This is a genomic window from Pseudomonas sp. ICMP 3272 (genome assembly GCF_001466905.1).
In the GTDB taxonomy this organism is placed as follows: Bacteria; Pseudomonadota; Gammaproteobacteria; order Pseudomonadales; family Pseudomonadaceae; genus Aquipseudomonas; species Aquipseudomonas amygdali.
Window position 1 is genome coordinate 20,239 of record NZ_LKEK01000060.1, and the last position, 15,401, is coordinate 35,639.

Below are 15,401 nucleotides of genomic sequence, written 5' to 3' on the forward strand. Positions count from 1 at the left end.
CGTGTGCGTCAGATCTGCTCGGGCTCGACCCGATCGCGACCGGCCTGTTTGGCGGCATAGACGCCCGAGTCAGCGCGCAACAACATCGTGTCGATCCCCTCACCGGCTCGCCAGCTGGCGATGCCGAAGCTGGCCGTCACAACCTGGTCGACGCCTTCGATAACCTGATTGCGCAGGCCCTCGCGCAGGCTCAAGGCCAGCTGATACGCCTGCGAGCCCCGTGCGCCCGGGCAGATCACCATGAACTCTTCTCCGCCCAGCCGGCAGAACACATCATCGCTGCGCAGGCGCTGGCTGATCTTTTCCGAAATCGCCTTGAGCACCTGATCGCCTGCGGCATGCCCGAAACGGTCATTGATGCGCTTGAAATGATCGATATCGAGCATGATGATCGACAGGTTACCGCCGTGCCGGTCGATCCTTTTCAGCTCGGCCTGCATGCGGTCCTGGAAATAGCGCCGGTTGTAGGCGCCGGTCAGTACGTCGGTGACCGAAAGCGCGCGCAATTCCTGTTCGACACGCTTGAGGTCGGTGATATCGGACACAAAGCCGTGCCATAGCACGCTGCCGTCTGCCAACCGTTCCGGTGTGGATGCAGCGCGCAACCAGCGCTGGCCCTTGCGTGGCAGATCGACACGGTACTCTTCGCTCCAGGGTGTCAGATGCTTTGCGCTGACCAGAATCGAGCTTTTGACGCGCGTCAGGTCCGGTGGCTGGATACGTCGCAGAACGGCCTCGGAATCGCCCAGCAACTGCGCTTCATCGACTTCAAACAGCTCGCACATGCCGGCACTGGCGTACCTGAAGCGCGCACTGCCGTCGATAGCCAGGTGATACTGATAAATGCCGCCAGGCACCTGCGAGCCGAGCTTTTTCAATAATTGCCCTTGTTCGGCAAGGGCCTCGTTGACGCGCTTGTGCTCGGTGACATCAATGCACACCGCCAGGTACCCGGTCCACAGCCCATGATCGTCGCGCACGGCGGTCACCAGCATGTTCACCACCAGGGTACTGCCGTCACTGCGCTGCAGGGTCCACTCCTGCGAGGGGTGATGAGCGTCTTGCACGGCGTCGAGAAACATCAGCCGGGAAGCGCTGACCGGGTGCCCGCGGTCCTTGCTCAATACACTCGCACGAGCCTCCAGCCCAGCCGACTGATAAAGGTCCATGAGGCGCAACCTGCCCAGCACCTCTTCCTGCGAATAACCCAGCATCTTCTGCGCACCGACGTTGAACGTTGTGATCAGCCCGTCCAGGTCGGTTGCAATAATCGCTACTTCCGTCGCGGCGTCCAGCACACTGCGCAATTGCCCGTGCGCCGCCCGCAACTGCTGCCCGCGCTGGCGCAACTCACGGGTACGCTGCGCCACACGCTGCAAGGCTCGCTGACGCTGGCTGATCAGGCTGTAGAGCAACGCGCTGAGCATCAGGCTCAAAAGCCCGCCGAGCCACAGCACCCGGCCCGGCATAATGCTCTGATTGCTCTGGCTGAAGATTTCCGTAGGGCGAACCTCGACCAGATAATCCCTGTCGCCCAGGCTCAGCAGGCTGCTGGCGTACAAATGATTGCGTATGGCTGCGACCGGCGACTGGTAAACCTGCTCAGGCTTTGTCGGCGAGCTGAGGTCAAGCATGGTGACCGCAAGATTGTCCTGTTCCGCGGTGCCAATGCTCATCAATTGCGCCAGGCTGATCACTGCCGTGACAAACCCCCTCAATTCCGAAGGCGGCTCGCCAATGGAGAATACCGGCGCCACCAGCAAAATTCCGTACGTGTCTGACGGGTCAAGGGCCAGCAGGCTGATACGAGGCGTTGCAACAATGCGCTTGAGCAAACGCGCACGCTCAAGGGCGACATGACGTACCGGCTCCGAGGCTATATCGAACCCCGACGGCGTGGGAATTTTGCTGAGGGTCTGGATGAATCGAACCGGAAAATACTCATTGCGCACAGCGGCGGTTTTCAAGGTACCGTTTTCATCCATTTCTCGTATGGCGTATTCGGCTGAGCCCTCCTCGCGCGCCTGCTGTTCAAAAGCGGCCCGCTCCGCAAACGTCACTCTGGGGTTCCAGGCGTACGCCTGGGTTCCAATCAGCAATGGCGCGACAAAGCCGTCGAATTCCGATTGCTCGACCTGATGGGAAAAGATAAAGAAGCGACACAGGGTGTCCAGCCGAGTGACCTGCCGGTCCAGACGCTCCTGAAGACGACTGAAGCGCTCTGCGGCAAGCATATCGAACCGCTGGCGCAATTGACGCTGGTAGAGCTCATTGTCGGCCAGCGCCAACATGATGGTAAGTGCCGCTCCGACCATCAATGCTAAAACGGCTATTGGCCACGCTGAGAGCTGGCCGTTGATGAAACTCAGAACTCTGAGCCTGAACCGTTTCGCTGTCATACACAGAAACTCATGACGCCAACATGCTGAAACGCCAAGCTGGCTATGACTTCTGTTATAGCTATTCGCCAGTAATTTTCATAGCGAGCGATGAGCAAACCTGTACAAAACTGTTACAGGCAAGCTCATCACACACCGTGTCAGGCACGCGCCATGATTTTCCAGGCGCGGTGAATCTTGCCGTTGCGGGCAAAATCCTGGTCGATGGTTTGCGCGGTAATATCCTCCACCGCATAGCGCTGGCTCAGATTTTCATCGAGCACGAACTTGCGGAAGTTGTTGGAGAAGTACAGCACGCCACCCGGAGCCAGACGCGCCATGGCCAGATCGATCAGCTCGACCTGATCACGCTGCACATCAAAAATGCCTTCCATGCGCTTGGAGTTGGAGAACGTCGGCGGATCGATGAAGATCAGGTCGTATTCGTCGCGATTGGCCTGCAGCCAGGCCATCACGTCGCCCTGCTCCAGACGATTCTTGTCGGAGAAACCGTTCAACGACAGATTGCGCCGCGCCCAGTCCAGGTAAGTCCGCGACAAGTCGACGCTGGTGGTGCTGCGCGCACCGCCTTTGGCAGCATGTACGCTGGCAGTCGCGGTGTAGGCAAACAGGTTCAGGAAGCGCTTGCCGGCCGCCTCGCGCTGAATACGCATGCGCATCGGACGATGGTCGAGAAACAGCCCGGTATCGAGGTAGTCGGTCAGATTGACCAGCAGCTTGACGCCGCCTTCACTGACTTCCAGAAACTGGCCCTGCGCGCTTTGACGCTCGTATTGTTTGGTGCCGCTCTGACGCTCGCGACGTTTGATCACCACACGGTTCTTGTCGATGTTCAACGCCTGCGGAATCGCCGCCAGCGCATCGAACAGCCGGGCCGAAGCCTTTTCCGGATCGATGGACTTGGGCGCTGCGTATTCCTGAACGTGAACCCAGTCGTGATACAGGTCGATCGCCAGCGAATATTCAGGCATGTCGGCGTCATACACGCGGTAGCAATCGATACCTTCGCGGCGCACCCATTTGCCCATCAGCTTGAGGTTCTTTTGCAGGCGATTGGCAAACATCTGCCCGCCTTCGCTCAGGCGCGCCTGTTCGACCACCACCGGTTCCGGCTTGATCGGGTTGCCGTTCTTGTTGAGCTTTCTTTCAACGACTTCAACTTCGACAGGGTTCTCGCGCTCGATCTGACGCTGCTCGGGTGTGCGACGCTCGCCCGTCACGAACTGATCAGGCGTGACCTTGATCAGCAGCAGTTTGCACGGCAAGGCACCGTTCCAGAACGAATACTGTTTGTGGCTGCGAATGCCCATGCGCTTGCCCAGGTCAGGCGCGCCGGTGAACACCGCAGCTTCCCAGTTAAGGCAGGCCTGACGCAGGCGCTCGCCCAGATTCTGGTAGAGATACAGCAGGCTGGCTTCATCACCCAGACGCTCGCCGTATGGAGGGTTGCAGATCACCAGACCTTTCTGGTTCTGGTCGGGACGCGGCTCGAAGGTCGCAACTTCGCCTTGATAGACCTTGATCCAGTCGCTCAGACCTGCACGTTCGATGTTGTTGCGTCCAGGCTGGATCAGTCGCGGATCGGCCTCGTAACCGCGAATCCACGAAGGTGTTTCGGCCAACCCGGCTTCTGCGCGGGCCAGCGCTTCGTCGTGCAGCTTGCGCCACAGCGCCGGGACGTGGCCCAGCCAGGCCGAGAAGCCCCAGCGTTCACGCTTGATGTTCGGGGCGATGTCGGCGGCGATCATGCCGGCCTCGACCAGGAATGTACCGACACCGCACATCGGGTCAGCCAGCGCGCCGCCCTCGGCAGCGATGCGCGGCCAGCCAGCACGAATCAGGATAGCGGCGGCGAGGTTTTCCTTCAGCGGTGCAGCGCCCTGCTGCAGACGGTAACCGCGCTGGTGCAGGCTATGCCCGGACAGGTCGAGGGACAGAATGGCTTCGCCGCGATCCAGGCGCAGGTGCACGCGCAGGTCGGGGTTGATCTTGTCCACCGACGGACGCTCGCCATCGGGTGTACGCAGTTTGTCGACGATCGCATCCTTGACCTTCAATGCACCGAAGTGGGTGTTATCGATGCCTGACCCGTGGCCACTGAACTCCACTGCGATGGTGCCATCGGACTCGAGATGATCATGCCACTCGACATCCAGTACGCCGTGGTAGAGGTCTTCGGCATCCTTCATCGGGAAGCGCTTGAGCACCAGTAACACGCGGTTGGCCAGTCGCGACCAGAGGCAAAGCCGGTAGGCGGTCTCCATGTCGGCCGAGCCGCGAATGGCCGACGTGTGCTCGCGGGTCTCTTGCAGACCCAGTGCCGTAGCTTCCTCGGCAAGCAGTCCTTCGAGGCCTTTGGGGCAAGTAAGGAAAAGTTCGTAGCGATCCGACATGTGTATTCCAGGGCCTGAGCCGTCAGCGGCGGGCAACGCATTGCCCTGCCAGATTTGAACAGGCGTCTTTCGTGGAGAACGCCTGCGTGGCACGTGATGTGTGCCGGTCCACCGCATGATCCTGTCATGTCATTGCGGCAGTTATGGCGCGTATTAGAACAGATATCAGGTAAGCCGATGTCGGCAATAAGGCGCGCAATCAAAAGTCGTGTTTTGAAAAGTCACATTTGTGCAGCGCCGATCATGACCCTTCGTCGCTTAAACAGCCAAGGCATTGAGCCAGTATATGAGCCTGATAAGCGATTTCAATTAGCCTGCAAACGCCCATGTTCAAGGGGCCGCAGAAAAAATCATGGTGGAAACAGATCATCGCTTATTGCTCGACAGACCTGAATGTGACGTGCTTATGACAAAACGATCATTCACACCGCCCTGCGCTTTGGTTAGAAATCGTCTCAGGTCATCTCCGCAACGGTTATGACATCAAGGCCCGCGACGCCGGCAGCGGGCCCCAACGGCAGAAGATTCTGCCCGACCTCATCACGGGGTCTCAGGGATATTACAGTCAACAGACGAGGGCATTACCCTATGAGAAGACTTAAGCGTGATCCGTTGGAAAGAGCATTTTTACGCGGATATCAATACGGCGTTCATGGTAAATCCCGTGAGCTTTGCCCTTTTACTCTACCGTCAGTACGCCAGGCATGGATCAATGGCTGGCGCGAAGGACGCGGCGACAACTGGGACGGTATGACCGGCACTGCGGGCATCCACAGACTCAACGAACTTCACGCGGTCGGATGAGGCGATTAAAAGACTTTCAGGCCTCTGTCGGGCCACCCACATGATTGACTGATTCACACCTGTACCATGCACGCCCGACCCGGGCGGCGGGCCAACGCCCAGGGGCTCTCTCGAGGAGCCCCTTTTTTTGCCTTCGATTCAGCGTACGGCCGGTGGCATTGCCGCAATGGCGTCCACCGATTCGCGAATCAGCGCAGGGCCCTTGTAGATGAAACCGGAATAGATCTGCACCAGACTGGCACCTGCGGCTATCTTCTCGGCAGCATGCCGGCCTTCAGTGATTCCACCAGCGGCAATGATCGGCAGGCGACCCGCCAGCTCACCGGCCAGCACCTTGACGATGTGCGTGCTTTTTTCCCGCACCGGCGCACCCGACAGACCACCCGCTTCATCGCCATGCGGCAGCCCTTCCACACCCTGGCGGCTGAGCGTGGTGTTGGTGGCAATCACTGCATCCATACCCGACTCTATCAGTGCAGAGGCCACCAGCACGGTTTCTTCATCGCTCATGTCTGGGGCAATCTTGATCGCCAGTGGCACGCGCCTGCCGTGCCGTTGCGTCAGTTCCTGCTGGCGCAGGCTCAGGGCCTGGAGCAGTTGCTTGAGCGAGTCACCGAACTGCAGGCTGCGCAGCCCCGGCGTATTGGGCGAACTGACGTTGACGGTGACGTAGCTGGCATGGGCATAGACCTTGTCCAGGCAGATCAGGTAATCGTCGACCGCACGCTCGACCGGCGTGTCGAAGTTCTTGCCGATATTGATGCCCAGAATGCCGCGATACTTTGCCGCCTGGACCCGGGACACCAGGTTGTCGACACCCAGATTGTTGAAGCCCATGCGATTGATGATCGCCTCGGCGTGCGGCAGGCGGAAAATGCGCGGCTTGGGGTTGCCCGGCTGTGGACGTGGCGTCACAGTACCGATCTCGACAAAGCCGAAGCCCAGTTGCGCAAAGCCATCGATGGCTGCACCGTTTTTGTCCAGACCTGCTGCCAGCCCCACAGGGTTGGGAAATTCAAGGCCCATCACACTGACCGGCAACTTCGCCGGGGACTTGCTCAGCAGGCCATTGAGGCCCAGCCGTCCGCCTGCACCGATCAGGTCCAGCGACAGGTCATGAGAGGTTTCCGGGGAAAGTTTGAACAGTAACTGGCGGGCCAGGTTATACATGGCGGGATGGGCTCGTGAGCAGCTGAATTCAGGGTGGCGATTATAGACGTGTGCAGGCCTGTCAGGCGAGGCGCGCGACAAACTTGTTGCTCGCCTCTCCCCGGCGATGGCATATGCCTTGCTTGAAACCGCTATCGGCACTCGCTCCAACGGCGGAGCGGTGCATGGACAACGGCGTCGCTTCGACACTTGCATTGCAATGGGTCGGACGACGCCTTTTTTCTGGACGGACCTTTGATGAAGCACGCGCGATGAACGAACGAACCGGTAATGCGCTGGACTGGGTGGCCGGTAGCGACGCCCCGGAAATGAACAGCCTGGACGTGGGCTTCATGGCATTGACCGACTGCGCCCCGCTGGTGGTCGCGGCCACTCAGGGTTTCGCCCAGCCTTACGGCCTGAGCCTGAACCTCGAGCGTCAGACCTCCTGGGCCGGGCTGCGCGACAGGCTGGTCAGCGGGCAGTTGCAGGCGGCACACAGCCTGTACGGCCTGATCTATGCGGTGGAAATGGGCATCAGCGGTGGTCCGGCGACCGACATGGCGATCCTCATGGGGCTCAATCAGAACGGCCAGTGCATCAACCTGTCCCGCGAATTGCAGGAGGCTGGCGTGATCACTCCTGAGGCACTGGACAAACGTGCGCACCAAAGCGGCTCAAGGCTGACCTTCGCGCAGACCTTCCCCACCGGCAACCATGCCATGTGGCTCTACTACTGGCTCGCCAGCCAGGGCATTCACCCGCTCGATGATGTGAACAGTGTCGTGGTGCCCCCCACGCAAATGGCGCAACACCTGCAGGCTGGGCGCATCGACGGTTTCTGCGTCGGCGAACCCTGGGGTGCCAGCGCCGTTCAGCAGCAACTGGGCTTCACGATGGCGACCAGCCAGTCGATCTGGCCGGATCACCCGGGCAAGGTGCTGGGCTGTACCCGCGAGTTTGTCGAACAGAACCCCAACACGGCCAGAGCACTGATCATGGCCGTCCTGGAAGCCAGCCGTTTCATCGAGCAAAGCGATCATAACCGGCGCAGCACCGCACAGCTGCTCAGCGGTGCGGATTATCTGGATACCTCGCCGGACTGCATCGAGCCACGCCTGCTTGGCCACTACAGCGACGGCCTCGGCAATCACTGGCAGGACCCGCATGCAGTCAGTTTCCATGATCAGGGGCAGGTCAATTATCCGTGGCTGTCCGACGGCATGTGGTTCATGACTCAGTTCCGGCGCTGGGGCCTGTTGCGTGAAGACCCGGACTACCTGGCCGTCGCCAGCCGCGTCCAGCAACTGGACCTGTATCGCCAGGCAGCCGATGCGCTGGGCATCGACTCACCCGCAGCAACCCTGCGCAGCAGTCAGTTGATCGATGGCAAGGTCTGGGACGGCAGCGATCCCGCAGGCTACGCACGTAGCTTCAAGCTCCACTCGCTGGCCGACAACGCGCCCGCTGTGGCCAGTCGTTGACGGAGAACGTGACCATGCTGCGTATCCTGCTTATCAATGACACCGCCAAAAAGGTCGGTCGCCTCAAGTCAGCCTTGATAGAGGCCGGTTTCGACGTGATCGACGAATCCGGCCTGATCATCGACTTGCCCGCTCGCGTTGAAGCGGTGCGCCCGGACGTCATCCTGATCGACACCGAATCGCCAGGACGCGATGTAATGGAACAAGTGGTGCTGGTCAGCCGTGACCAGCCGCGACCCATCGTGATGTTCACCGACGAGCACGATCCGGGCGTGATGCGCCAGGCCATCAAGTCCGGGGTCAGCGCTTATATCGTCGAGGGTATTCAGGCCCAACGGCTGCAACCGATTCTGGATGTGGCAATGGCCCGCTTTGAAAGCGATCAGGCGCTGCGTGCGCAATTGCATGCCCGCGATCAGCAACTGGCCGAGCGCAAGCGCATCGAACTGGCCAAGGGGCTGCTGATGAAAATGAAGGATTGCAACGAGGAAGAGGCGTACACCCTGATGCGGCGCCAAGCGATGAGTCGCCAGCAAAAGCTGATTCAGGTGGCCGAGCAAATTATCGCGATGAGCGAGCTACTGGGGTAAACGAGCGAAGAACGCCTGCTCGCACAGGCGTTCTTCAGCGTTTACAGGGGCGCAGCCTGTCAGCTCAACTGCACATCCTTCATCGCCGGGACGTAGCCGTAGTCATACTCTTCCTGCACGAACGAGCGGTCGCCCTTCAACAGGATTCTGACCGTCGGCGCCTCGGTGCCGCCGATACGGTAGTCATCGCCGCTGGTGGGCACGCTGTCGATGAACGAAGTCACCAAGCCGTTGGGCATCACACAGTGGGAGTACGTCTGGAATGGCTGTGCAGGCGGATTGCCCAGCACCAGTCCGGAAGCGTTCATCGGCCGGTAAGGCCCGAACAAATGCTCGCCCACAAAACCGTAAACGCCGTCCGGCCCGGTCACACCGTCGGCATACGTAAACTTGTGACTAATGGTGAATAAATAATACTTGCCGTCCTGAAAGACATAATGCGGACGTTCAGTCTGGTCATTGACGCCCACCGCAGTCACCAGTGGCGGTAGTATTTCCCACTCTTCTCCGCTGAGATCTTTCGCAACTGCCAGGCCGATACAGCCCACTTGAAAACGCGCACCCCCCACTTCTTCATGGCCGGGTGGCACCGGGCCAAGTTCTGCAGCGCCAACGGTATGCGTACCGCGTTCGCCGGCCACATTACCTTCAAAGACCATATACAACTTGCCATCATTGGGATCAATAAACGGACTCGGGTCGCGGAAGTTCCACGTCGAGTTCTGCGCTTCGGTTTGATAATAAGTGCCGTCGGCCTCGAACAGTTTTTTGACCTGGGTAAAGTCTTTCAACTCCACGCCCTGATCGGACGTCACAATACGGCCGCGCACTTTGGCAATGGTCGCCCCCGGTGTCACGCAGGTGTAGTAAAGATCGATATCACCCTTGTCATTCAATAATACCGGTGTGCCCGCCCACTCACGGGTGGTGGGCGACACGCCTTCGGCCATGACCCGGCCACCGAAGATCCAGTTCTTGCCGGTGCGCGAATACCAGTAGCACATGCGCGCCCGCCCGTGACGATCTTCCCAGTCGCGCTTGATGTCGTAGCGGCCGTTGGCGCCGAGATACTGCGGGTCGTCGGGGTGGCGATCAGCCGTCAGTGTGACGATAACCGACCAGCCGTTGACTGAGACCACCGTGCCGTCAAGCTCTCGCAACGGCATGGTGTCCCAGATGAAGACCTTATCACTCATGACCGGAAAGTCCGCTTTTACCAATGGCTGCGTGGTGGTCGGATCATTTTCATTGACCTTCAACGCATCGGCACGGGACCAGATGGTAGGTGCGTAATTGATGTTACTCATGATGATGTCCTTTATTGGCGCCTACAATGAAGCGCGAAGAGGAAGACAGCCCGGTCTGCGGGCTGTAGTGCCGGGAGGTACCCGGGATCGGTGTTTCAAGCCCTGGGGCAACTGAAAACCGGAAAAAGAGCGAGTAGCCGATTACTTTTTTCAAAAGTAAACATTTATCGAAATTGACAGGCAATTTGCAATTACAGATTGCCATAGTGAAGAGTAAATTCATGTCCTGATGAATGAGCCGTGTTAATCACGGTGCAATGAATGCTGTCAGAGATACCGGGCAATGTAAATTAAATATTGAGACCGGCGTTATCGTACAACTTCAATAAACAGAAAATTAATAAATATTAACACTTATTGATCATCGCTATTAACACCGTCATACAAGCACATCAAAACAGCATCACAGTGACAGTACCTAATATCAAAACTAGTGGCACATGAAATAACAATAACGCCATTGAACTTTAATAAACTCTTCAGTAACCACGCTTGATCTCGTCCTGTCAGGCTGCAGGCTGTCGCTCGCGGCGCGCCCTGTTTTACGGCGCTTTGCTGACGAGCGCCCGCTTCAAGGTCACTGACCGGCCCTCGCCTACTTCCTGGAAATCACCCAAACCCGCACGCAGCTTGCAGCTAACCGCTTGCAACGCCATTGGCCCATCTCTTGCTTTAGCAATCGCACGGTAGCCAACGGCGGCTATCACCTTTTACGACAAAGACGTCGCTCATCTCTTTCCGCTCACGTGGACAGAGAGGCGACGTTTTTTGCGTTTTGGTCCCGGGTACGGGGCCGGTGGAGTCGCCGTCATTCGGAACACTCCACCACAGCGTCTGGAATACCCCGTGTCGCGGTCATGGCCCGACTGACTAACTAGCAGATGATGAGGTGTGCACATGGATACAAGCTTCTGGAAGGCAGGCCATAAACCGACCCTGTTTGCGGCGTTTCTCTATTTCGACCTGAGTTTCATGGTCTGGTATCTGCTCGGCCCGCTGGCCGTGCAGATTGCCACTGACCTGCACCTGACCACTCAGCAACGCGGCCTGATGGTCGCCACACCGATTCTGGCGGGTGCCGTGCTGCGCTTTTTCATGGGTCTGCTGGCGGACCAGCTGTCGCCCAAGACCGCCGGCATCATCGGTCAGGTGATTGTCATAGGCGCACTGCTGGCAGCCTGGCAACTGGGCATTCACACCTACGGTCAGGTACTGCTGCTGGGGCTGTTTCTGGGTATGGCGGGCGCGTCATTCGCCGTCGCGCTGCCTCTGGCGTCGCAATGGTATCCACCGCAGCACCAAGGCAAGGCGATGGGCATTGCCGGCGCGGGCAACTCGGGCACCGTGCTGGCAGCATTGATCGCGCCGGTACTGGCCGCCAGTTTCGGTTGGGGCAACGTGTTCGGTCTGGCGCTGATACCGCTGGTTCTGACCCTGATCGCTTTCACCCTTATGGCGCGCAACGCCCCGGAGCGCAGCAAGCCCAAATCCATGGCGGACTATCTCAAGGCGCTGGGTGATCGTGACAGCTGGTGGTTCATGTTTTTCTACAGCGTGACGTTCGGCGGCTTCATCGGCCTGGCCAGCGCCCTGCCCGGCTATTTCAACGACCAATATGGCTTGAGCCCGATTACTGCCGGTTACTACACCGCTGCCTGTGTCTTCGGCGGCAGCCTGATGCGCCCGCTCGGTGGCGCGCTGGCTGACCGCTTTGGCGGGATTCGCACGTTGACCGTGATGTACGCCGTTGCGGCCATCGGTATCGCGGCGGTGGGTTTCAACCTGCCAAGTTCGTGGGCAGCACTGGCCCTGTTCGTTGCCGCGATGCTGGGCCTGGGTGCCGGTAACGGCGCGGTCTTTCAGCTGGTTCCGCAGCGTTTCCGCAAGGAAATCGGGGTCATGACCGGCCTGATCGGCATGGCAGGCGGCATCGGTGGCTTCCTGCTGGCAGCCGGTCTGGGCACTATCAAACAGAACACTGGCGATTACCAGTTGGGCCTGTGGCTGTTCGCAGGTCTGGCGGTGCTGGCCTGGTTCGGTTTGCTGAACGTTAAACGTCGCTGGAGAACCACCTGGGGTTCGGCGGCCGTGACTGCGGCGCGAGTCTGAACCGCCGATGACGCTGCAATTGCAGTTCGCTCAATTCAGCGCCAGCGGTCCGCGCGCGGAAAACCAGGATGCTCTGCGCCTGGTCACTCCGGCCCCGGCACTGGCCGCCAGCAAGGGCTATCTGTTCGCCCTGGCCGACGGCGTCAGCCAGTGTGCCGATGGCGCACTGGCTGCGCAGTCCACGCTACAGGCGCTGGCACTCGACTATTACGCCACGCCGGAAACCTGGGGCGTGGCCCAGTCTCTCGACCGCCTGCTGCTGGCGCAGAATCGCTGGCTGCTGGCCAACGGTTTACTGACCACCCTCAGTGCTCTGGTGCTGCGCGGACGACGCTTCACCCTGGCCCACGTCGGTGACTGCCGGGCTTATCGCTGGCAGGCCGGTACGCTAAAGCGCATCAGTGAAGACCACGTCTGGGAACAGGCCGACATGCAGCATGTGCTCAAGCGCGCGCTGGGCCTGGACCAATACGTGGTCATGGACTATCTGGACGGAGAGCTGTGTGAAGGTGAGCGGCTGTTGCTGGTCAGCGACGGTATCTGGGCAACCCTTGGCGATGCCAGCATCCGCTCGATTCTGACCGAGCAGGACGACCTCGATTCGGCGGTGAAAACGCTGGTCAGCGCGGCGCATCTGGCGGGCAGCCAGGACAATGCCAGCGCCCTGCTGATTCAGGTCGACAGCCTCGGCGAGGACGACCTGGGTGATACGCTGCTGCAATTGCAGCAATGGCCACGGCCACCCGCGCTCAAGGCGGGCCAGATTTTCGAAGGCTGGACGGTTGGCAATATCGCGGCGCAGTCGCGCCAGTCCATCCTTTATCGGGTGACCGATACCCACGGCCAACCGTGGCTGCTGAAAACCCTGCCCGCCAGCCGACATGACGAATCGGGTGCTGGCCAGGGGTTATTGCTTGAAGAGTGGTTTTTGCGCCGGGTTGCCGGGCGCTTCTTTCCCGAGGTCCATCCGTTGGCAGACCGTCAGCACCTGTATTACGTGATGCGCGAGTATTGCGGAAATACACTGGCCGAGGTCTTCACACGCAACGGGCCGCTGCCGCTGGCTCAATGGCAGGACCTCGCGACCCGACTGTTACGCGCTGCGGGCCTGCTGCATCGACGCAACATCATTCATCGCGATATCAAACCGGAAAACCTGCTGCTGGCAGATGATGGCGAACTGCGCCTGCTGGATCTCGGTCTGGCTTACTGCCCGGGACTGTCAACCGGCAACCCTGACGACTTGCCCGGCACCCCGAGCTACATCGCTCCGGAAGCCTTCAACGGCGCTGAGCCGCATCCGCAGCAAGACCTCTATGCGGCAGGCGTCACGCTGTATTACCTGCTGACAGGCCACTACCCGTATGGCGAGATCGAAGCCTTTCAGCATCGCCGCTTCGGCACGCCGATCGCCGCCAGCCGTTATCGACCGGATCTGCCGCAATGGCTGAGCCAGAGTCTGGACAAGGCACTGCAAGCCGACCCGTACCAGCGTTACGAAACCGCCGAGCAGTGGTTACTGGAAATGGAGCAGGCCGAGCATCGCCCGGTGGTAGCAAAACCGCGCCCATTGCTGGAACGCGAACCGCTCAAAGTCTGGCGAACGCTGGCACTGTTCTCGATGCTGCTCAATCTTCTGCTGGTGATCTGGCTCATGAGCCATCACTGAAGCGGACCGCCCTGCTTCTGTGCAACACGCCTCAACGCAGTGCAGAAATAACCTGAGGCATCGACCGTAACCCCCTTTACGCAGGTAAATGCGAGTTGGCACAGGCGCTGCATGGTCTTGTGCAGATCATTCATAACGCGTAGCCCTCAACGATGAGGGCTGCGCCTCCCGATAGAACGGGACCGGACAAAGGCGTCCCCGTCAGGCAACTGGCGGGACGCCTTTTTTTGTTTGCGCGAAACGTGTCGAGCACGCGCTGCAGTGACTCGGAGGCAAGATGAAAAAACTCAAACTGGTGATGGTAGGCAACGGCATGGCCGGCGTGCGCACACTCGAAGAGTTGCTGAAACTGAGCGAAGACCTGTATGACATCACGGTCTTCGGTGCCGAGCCACACCCCAACTACAACCGCATCATGCTGTCCCCGGTGCTGGCAGGCGAACAGAATTTCGAAGACATCGTGCTCAACGATCTGGCCTGGTACGAAAGCAACGGTATCCAGTTGTTGCTGAACCGTCGCGTGGTGAAGATTGACCGAATCAAACGCGTGGTAATCGCCGATGACGGCACCCAGGCCTCTTACGATCGCCTGCTGATCGCCACCGGCTCGCGACCTTTTATTCTGCCGGTTCCCGGCAACACGCTGGAAGGCGTCATCGGCTACCGCGACATCGGCCACACCCGCCAAATGATCGATACCGCCGTCACGCACAAACGTGCAGTGGTCATCGGCGGCGGCCTGCTCGGGCTCGAAGCTGCCAACGGCTTGAGCCTGCGCGGCATGCAGGTCACTGTGATTCACAACGGCCAGACACTGCTGGAGCGCCAACTGGACAAAACCAGCGGGCTGATGCTGCAAGCAGCACTGGAAAAGCGCGGCCTGGGTTTTCGCCTCAACGAACAGACCGAAGCCTTGCTTAGCGATGATCTGGGCCGCGTACGCGCGGTGCAATTCAAAAGCGGCGAGGTGATCGACACCGATCTGGTGGTCATGGCTGCAGGCATACGTCCCAACACCGAATTGGCCGAACAGGCTGGCCTGCCCTGCAACCGAGGCATTCTGGTCAACGATACTTTGCAGACCTACGACCCGCGCATCTATGCGATTGGCGAATGCGTCAGCCATCGCGGCATCGCTTACGGGCTGGTGGCGCCGCTGTTCGAACAGGCCCGGGTGTGTGCCAATCACCTGGCTCAGCTGGGCTTTGCACGTTATCCGGGGTCAGTGACCTCGACCAAGCTGAAAGTTACCGGCATCGACCTGTTTTCCGCCGGAGACTTTCTCGGTGCCGAAGGCACTGAAAGCATCACCCTCTCGGACCCCATCGGCGGCGTCTACAAGAAACTGGTGATCAAGAACGACGTACTGGTCGGCGCCTGTCTTTATGGCGACACTGCGGACGGTAGCTGGTACTTGCAGCAGATCCGTGATGGCCAGGGCATCGATGCCATACGCAATCACTTGATATTCGGCAAGCCCGCCGCGCCAGAGGCCGC

9 protein-coding genes and 1 pseudogene are annotated in these 15,401 nt (G+C 59.6%); 6 read left to right on the forward strand and 4 right to left on the reverse strand.

Annotated elements, in window-relative coordinates; all coding sequences use genetic code 11:
* Nucleotides 1-8: 8 nt before the first annotated feature.
* Nucleotides 9-2,399 carry a sensor domain-containing diguanylate cyclase gene (locus AO068_RS16620; protein WP_058408913.1) on the reverse strand — a complete coding sequence of 797 codons (2,391 nt, stop codon included), beginning with the start codon at nucleotides 2,397-2,399 and terminating at the stop codon, nucleotides 9-11.
* Nucleotides 2,400-2,539: 140 nt separating this feature from the next.
* Nucleotides 2,540-4,792 (reverse strand): bifunctional 23S rRNA (guanine(2069)-N(7))-methyltransferase RlmK/23S rRNA (guanine(2445)-N(2))-methyltransferase RlmL, encoded by a 2,253-nt coding sequence (rlmKL, locus tag AO068_RS16625; RefSeq protein WP_058408914.1) that lies wholly within the window; start codon nucleotides 4,790-4,792, stop codon nucleotides 2,540-2,542.
* 588 nt (nucleotides 4,793-5,380) lie between these two features.
* On the opposite strand from rlmKL, the gene rmf reads away from it, so the two are divergent.
* Nucleotides 5,381-5,596 carry a ribosome modulation factor gene (gene rmf, locus AO068_RS27120; protein WP_002553055.1) on the forward strand — a complete coding sequence of 72 codons (216 nt, stop codon included), beginning with the start codon at nucleotides 5,381-5,383 and terminating at the stop codon, nucleotides 5,594-5,596.
* Nucleotides 5,597-5,734: 138 nt separating this feature from the next.
* Here the strand turns inward: rmf and AO068_RS16630 are convergent, their stop codons facing one another.
* Nucleotides 5,735-6,766 (reverse strand): quinone-dependent dihydroorotate dehydrogenase, encoded by a 1,032-nt coding sequence (locus tag AO068_RS16630; protein WP_004659287.1) that lies wholly within the window; start codon nucleotides 6,764-6,766, stop codon nucleotides 5,735-5,737.
* Nucleotides 6,767-7,017: 251 nt separating this feature from the next.
* Between AO068_RS16630 and AO068_RS16635 the strand changes: the two genes are divergently transcribed.
* Together AO068_RS16635 and AO068_RS16640 are read left to right on the forward strand one after the other, a co-directional pair.
* Entirely contained in the window at nucleotides 7,018-8,229 is a 1,212-nt protein-coding gene (locus AO068_RS16635) for a CmpA/NrtA family ABC transporter substrate-binding protein (protein ID WP_058408915.1), read from the forward strand.
* A 14-nt stretch (nucleotides 8,230-8,243) separates the two neighbouring features.
* Nucleotides 8,244-8,819 carry an ANTAR domain-containing response regulator gene (locus AO068_RS16640; RefSeq protein ID WP_044308275.1) on the forward strand — a complete coding sequence of 192 codons (576 nt, stop codon included), beginning with the start codon at nucleotides 8,244-8,246 and terminating at the stop codon, nucleotides 8,817-8,819.
* Between the two features lie 59 nt (nucleotides 8,820-8,878).
* Here AO068_RS16640 and AO068_RS16645 read toward each other — a convergent pair whose 3' ends face one another.
* Nucleotides 8,879-10,126, reverse strand: a complete 1,248-nt coding sequence (locus AO068_RS16645; protein WP_003433034.1) for a glycoside hydrolase family 68 protein — start codon at nucleotides 10,124-10,126, stop codon at nucleotides 8,879-8,881.
* Nucleotides 10,127-11,023: 897 nt separating this feature from the next.
* Here AO068_RS16645 and AO068_RS16650 point away from each other — a divergent pair.
* From AO068_RS16650 to AO068_RS16660, 3 genes and pseudogenes are all read left to right on the forward strand, one after another.
* A complete protein-coding gene (locus tag AO068_RS16650; protein ID WP_002553050.1) occupies nucleotides 11,024-12,235 on the forward strand; it encodes a nitrate/nitrite transporter in 1,212 nt (403 codons plus the stop codon).
* A gap of 7 nt (nucleotides 12,236-12,242) precedes the next feature.
* Nucleotides 12,243-13,904 (forward strand): bifunctional protein-serine/threonine kinase/phosphatase, encoded by a 1,662-nt coding sequence (locus tag AO068_RS16655; RefSeq protein WP_058408916.1) that lies wholly within the window; start codon nucleotides 12,243-12,245, stop codon nucleotides 13,902-13,904.
* 277 nt (nucleotides 13,905-14,181) lie between these two features.
* Nucleotides 14,182-15,387: pseudogene (locus AO068_RS16660) on the forward strand (NAD(P)/FAD-dependent oxidoreductase); the annotation flags it as partial.
* Between the last annotated feature and the right edge of the window lie 14 nt (nucleotides 15,388-15,401).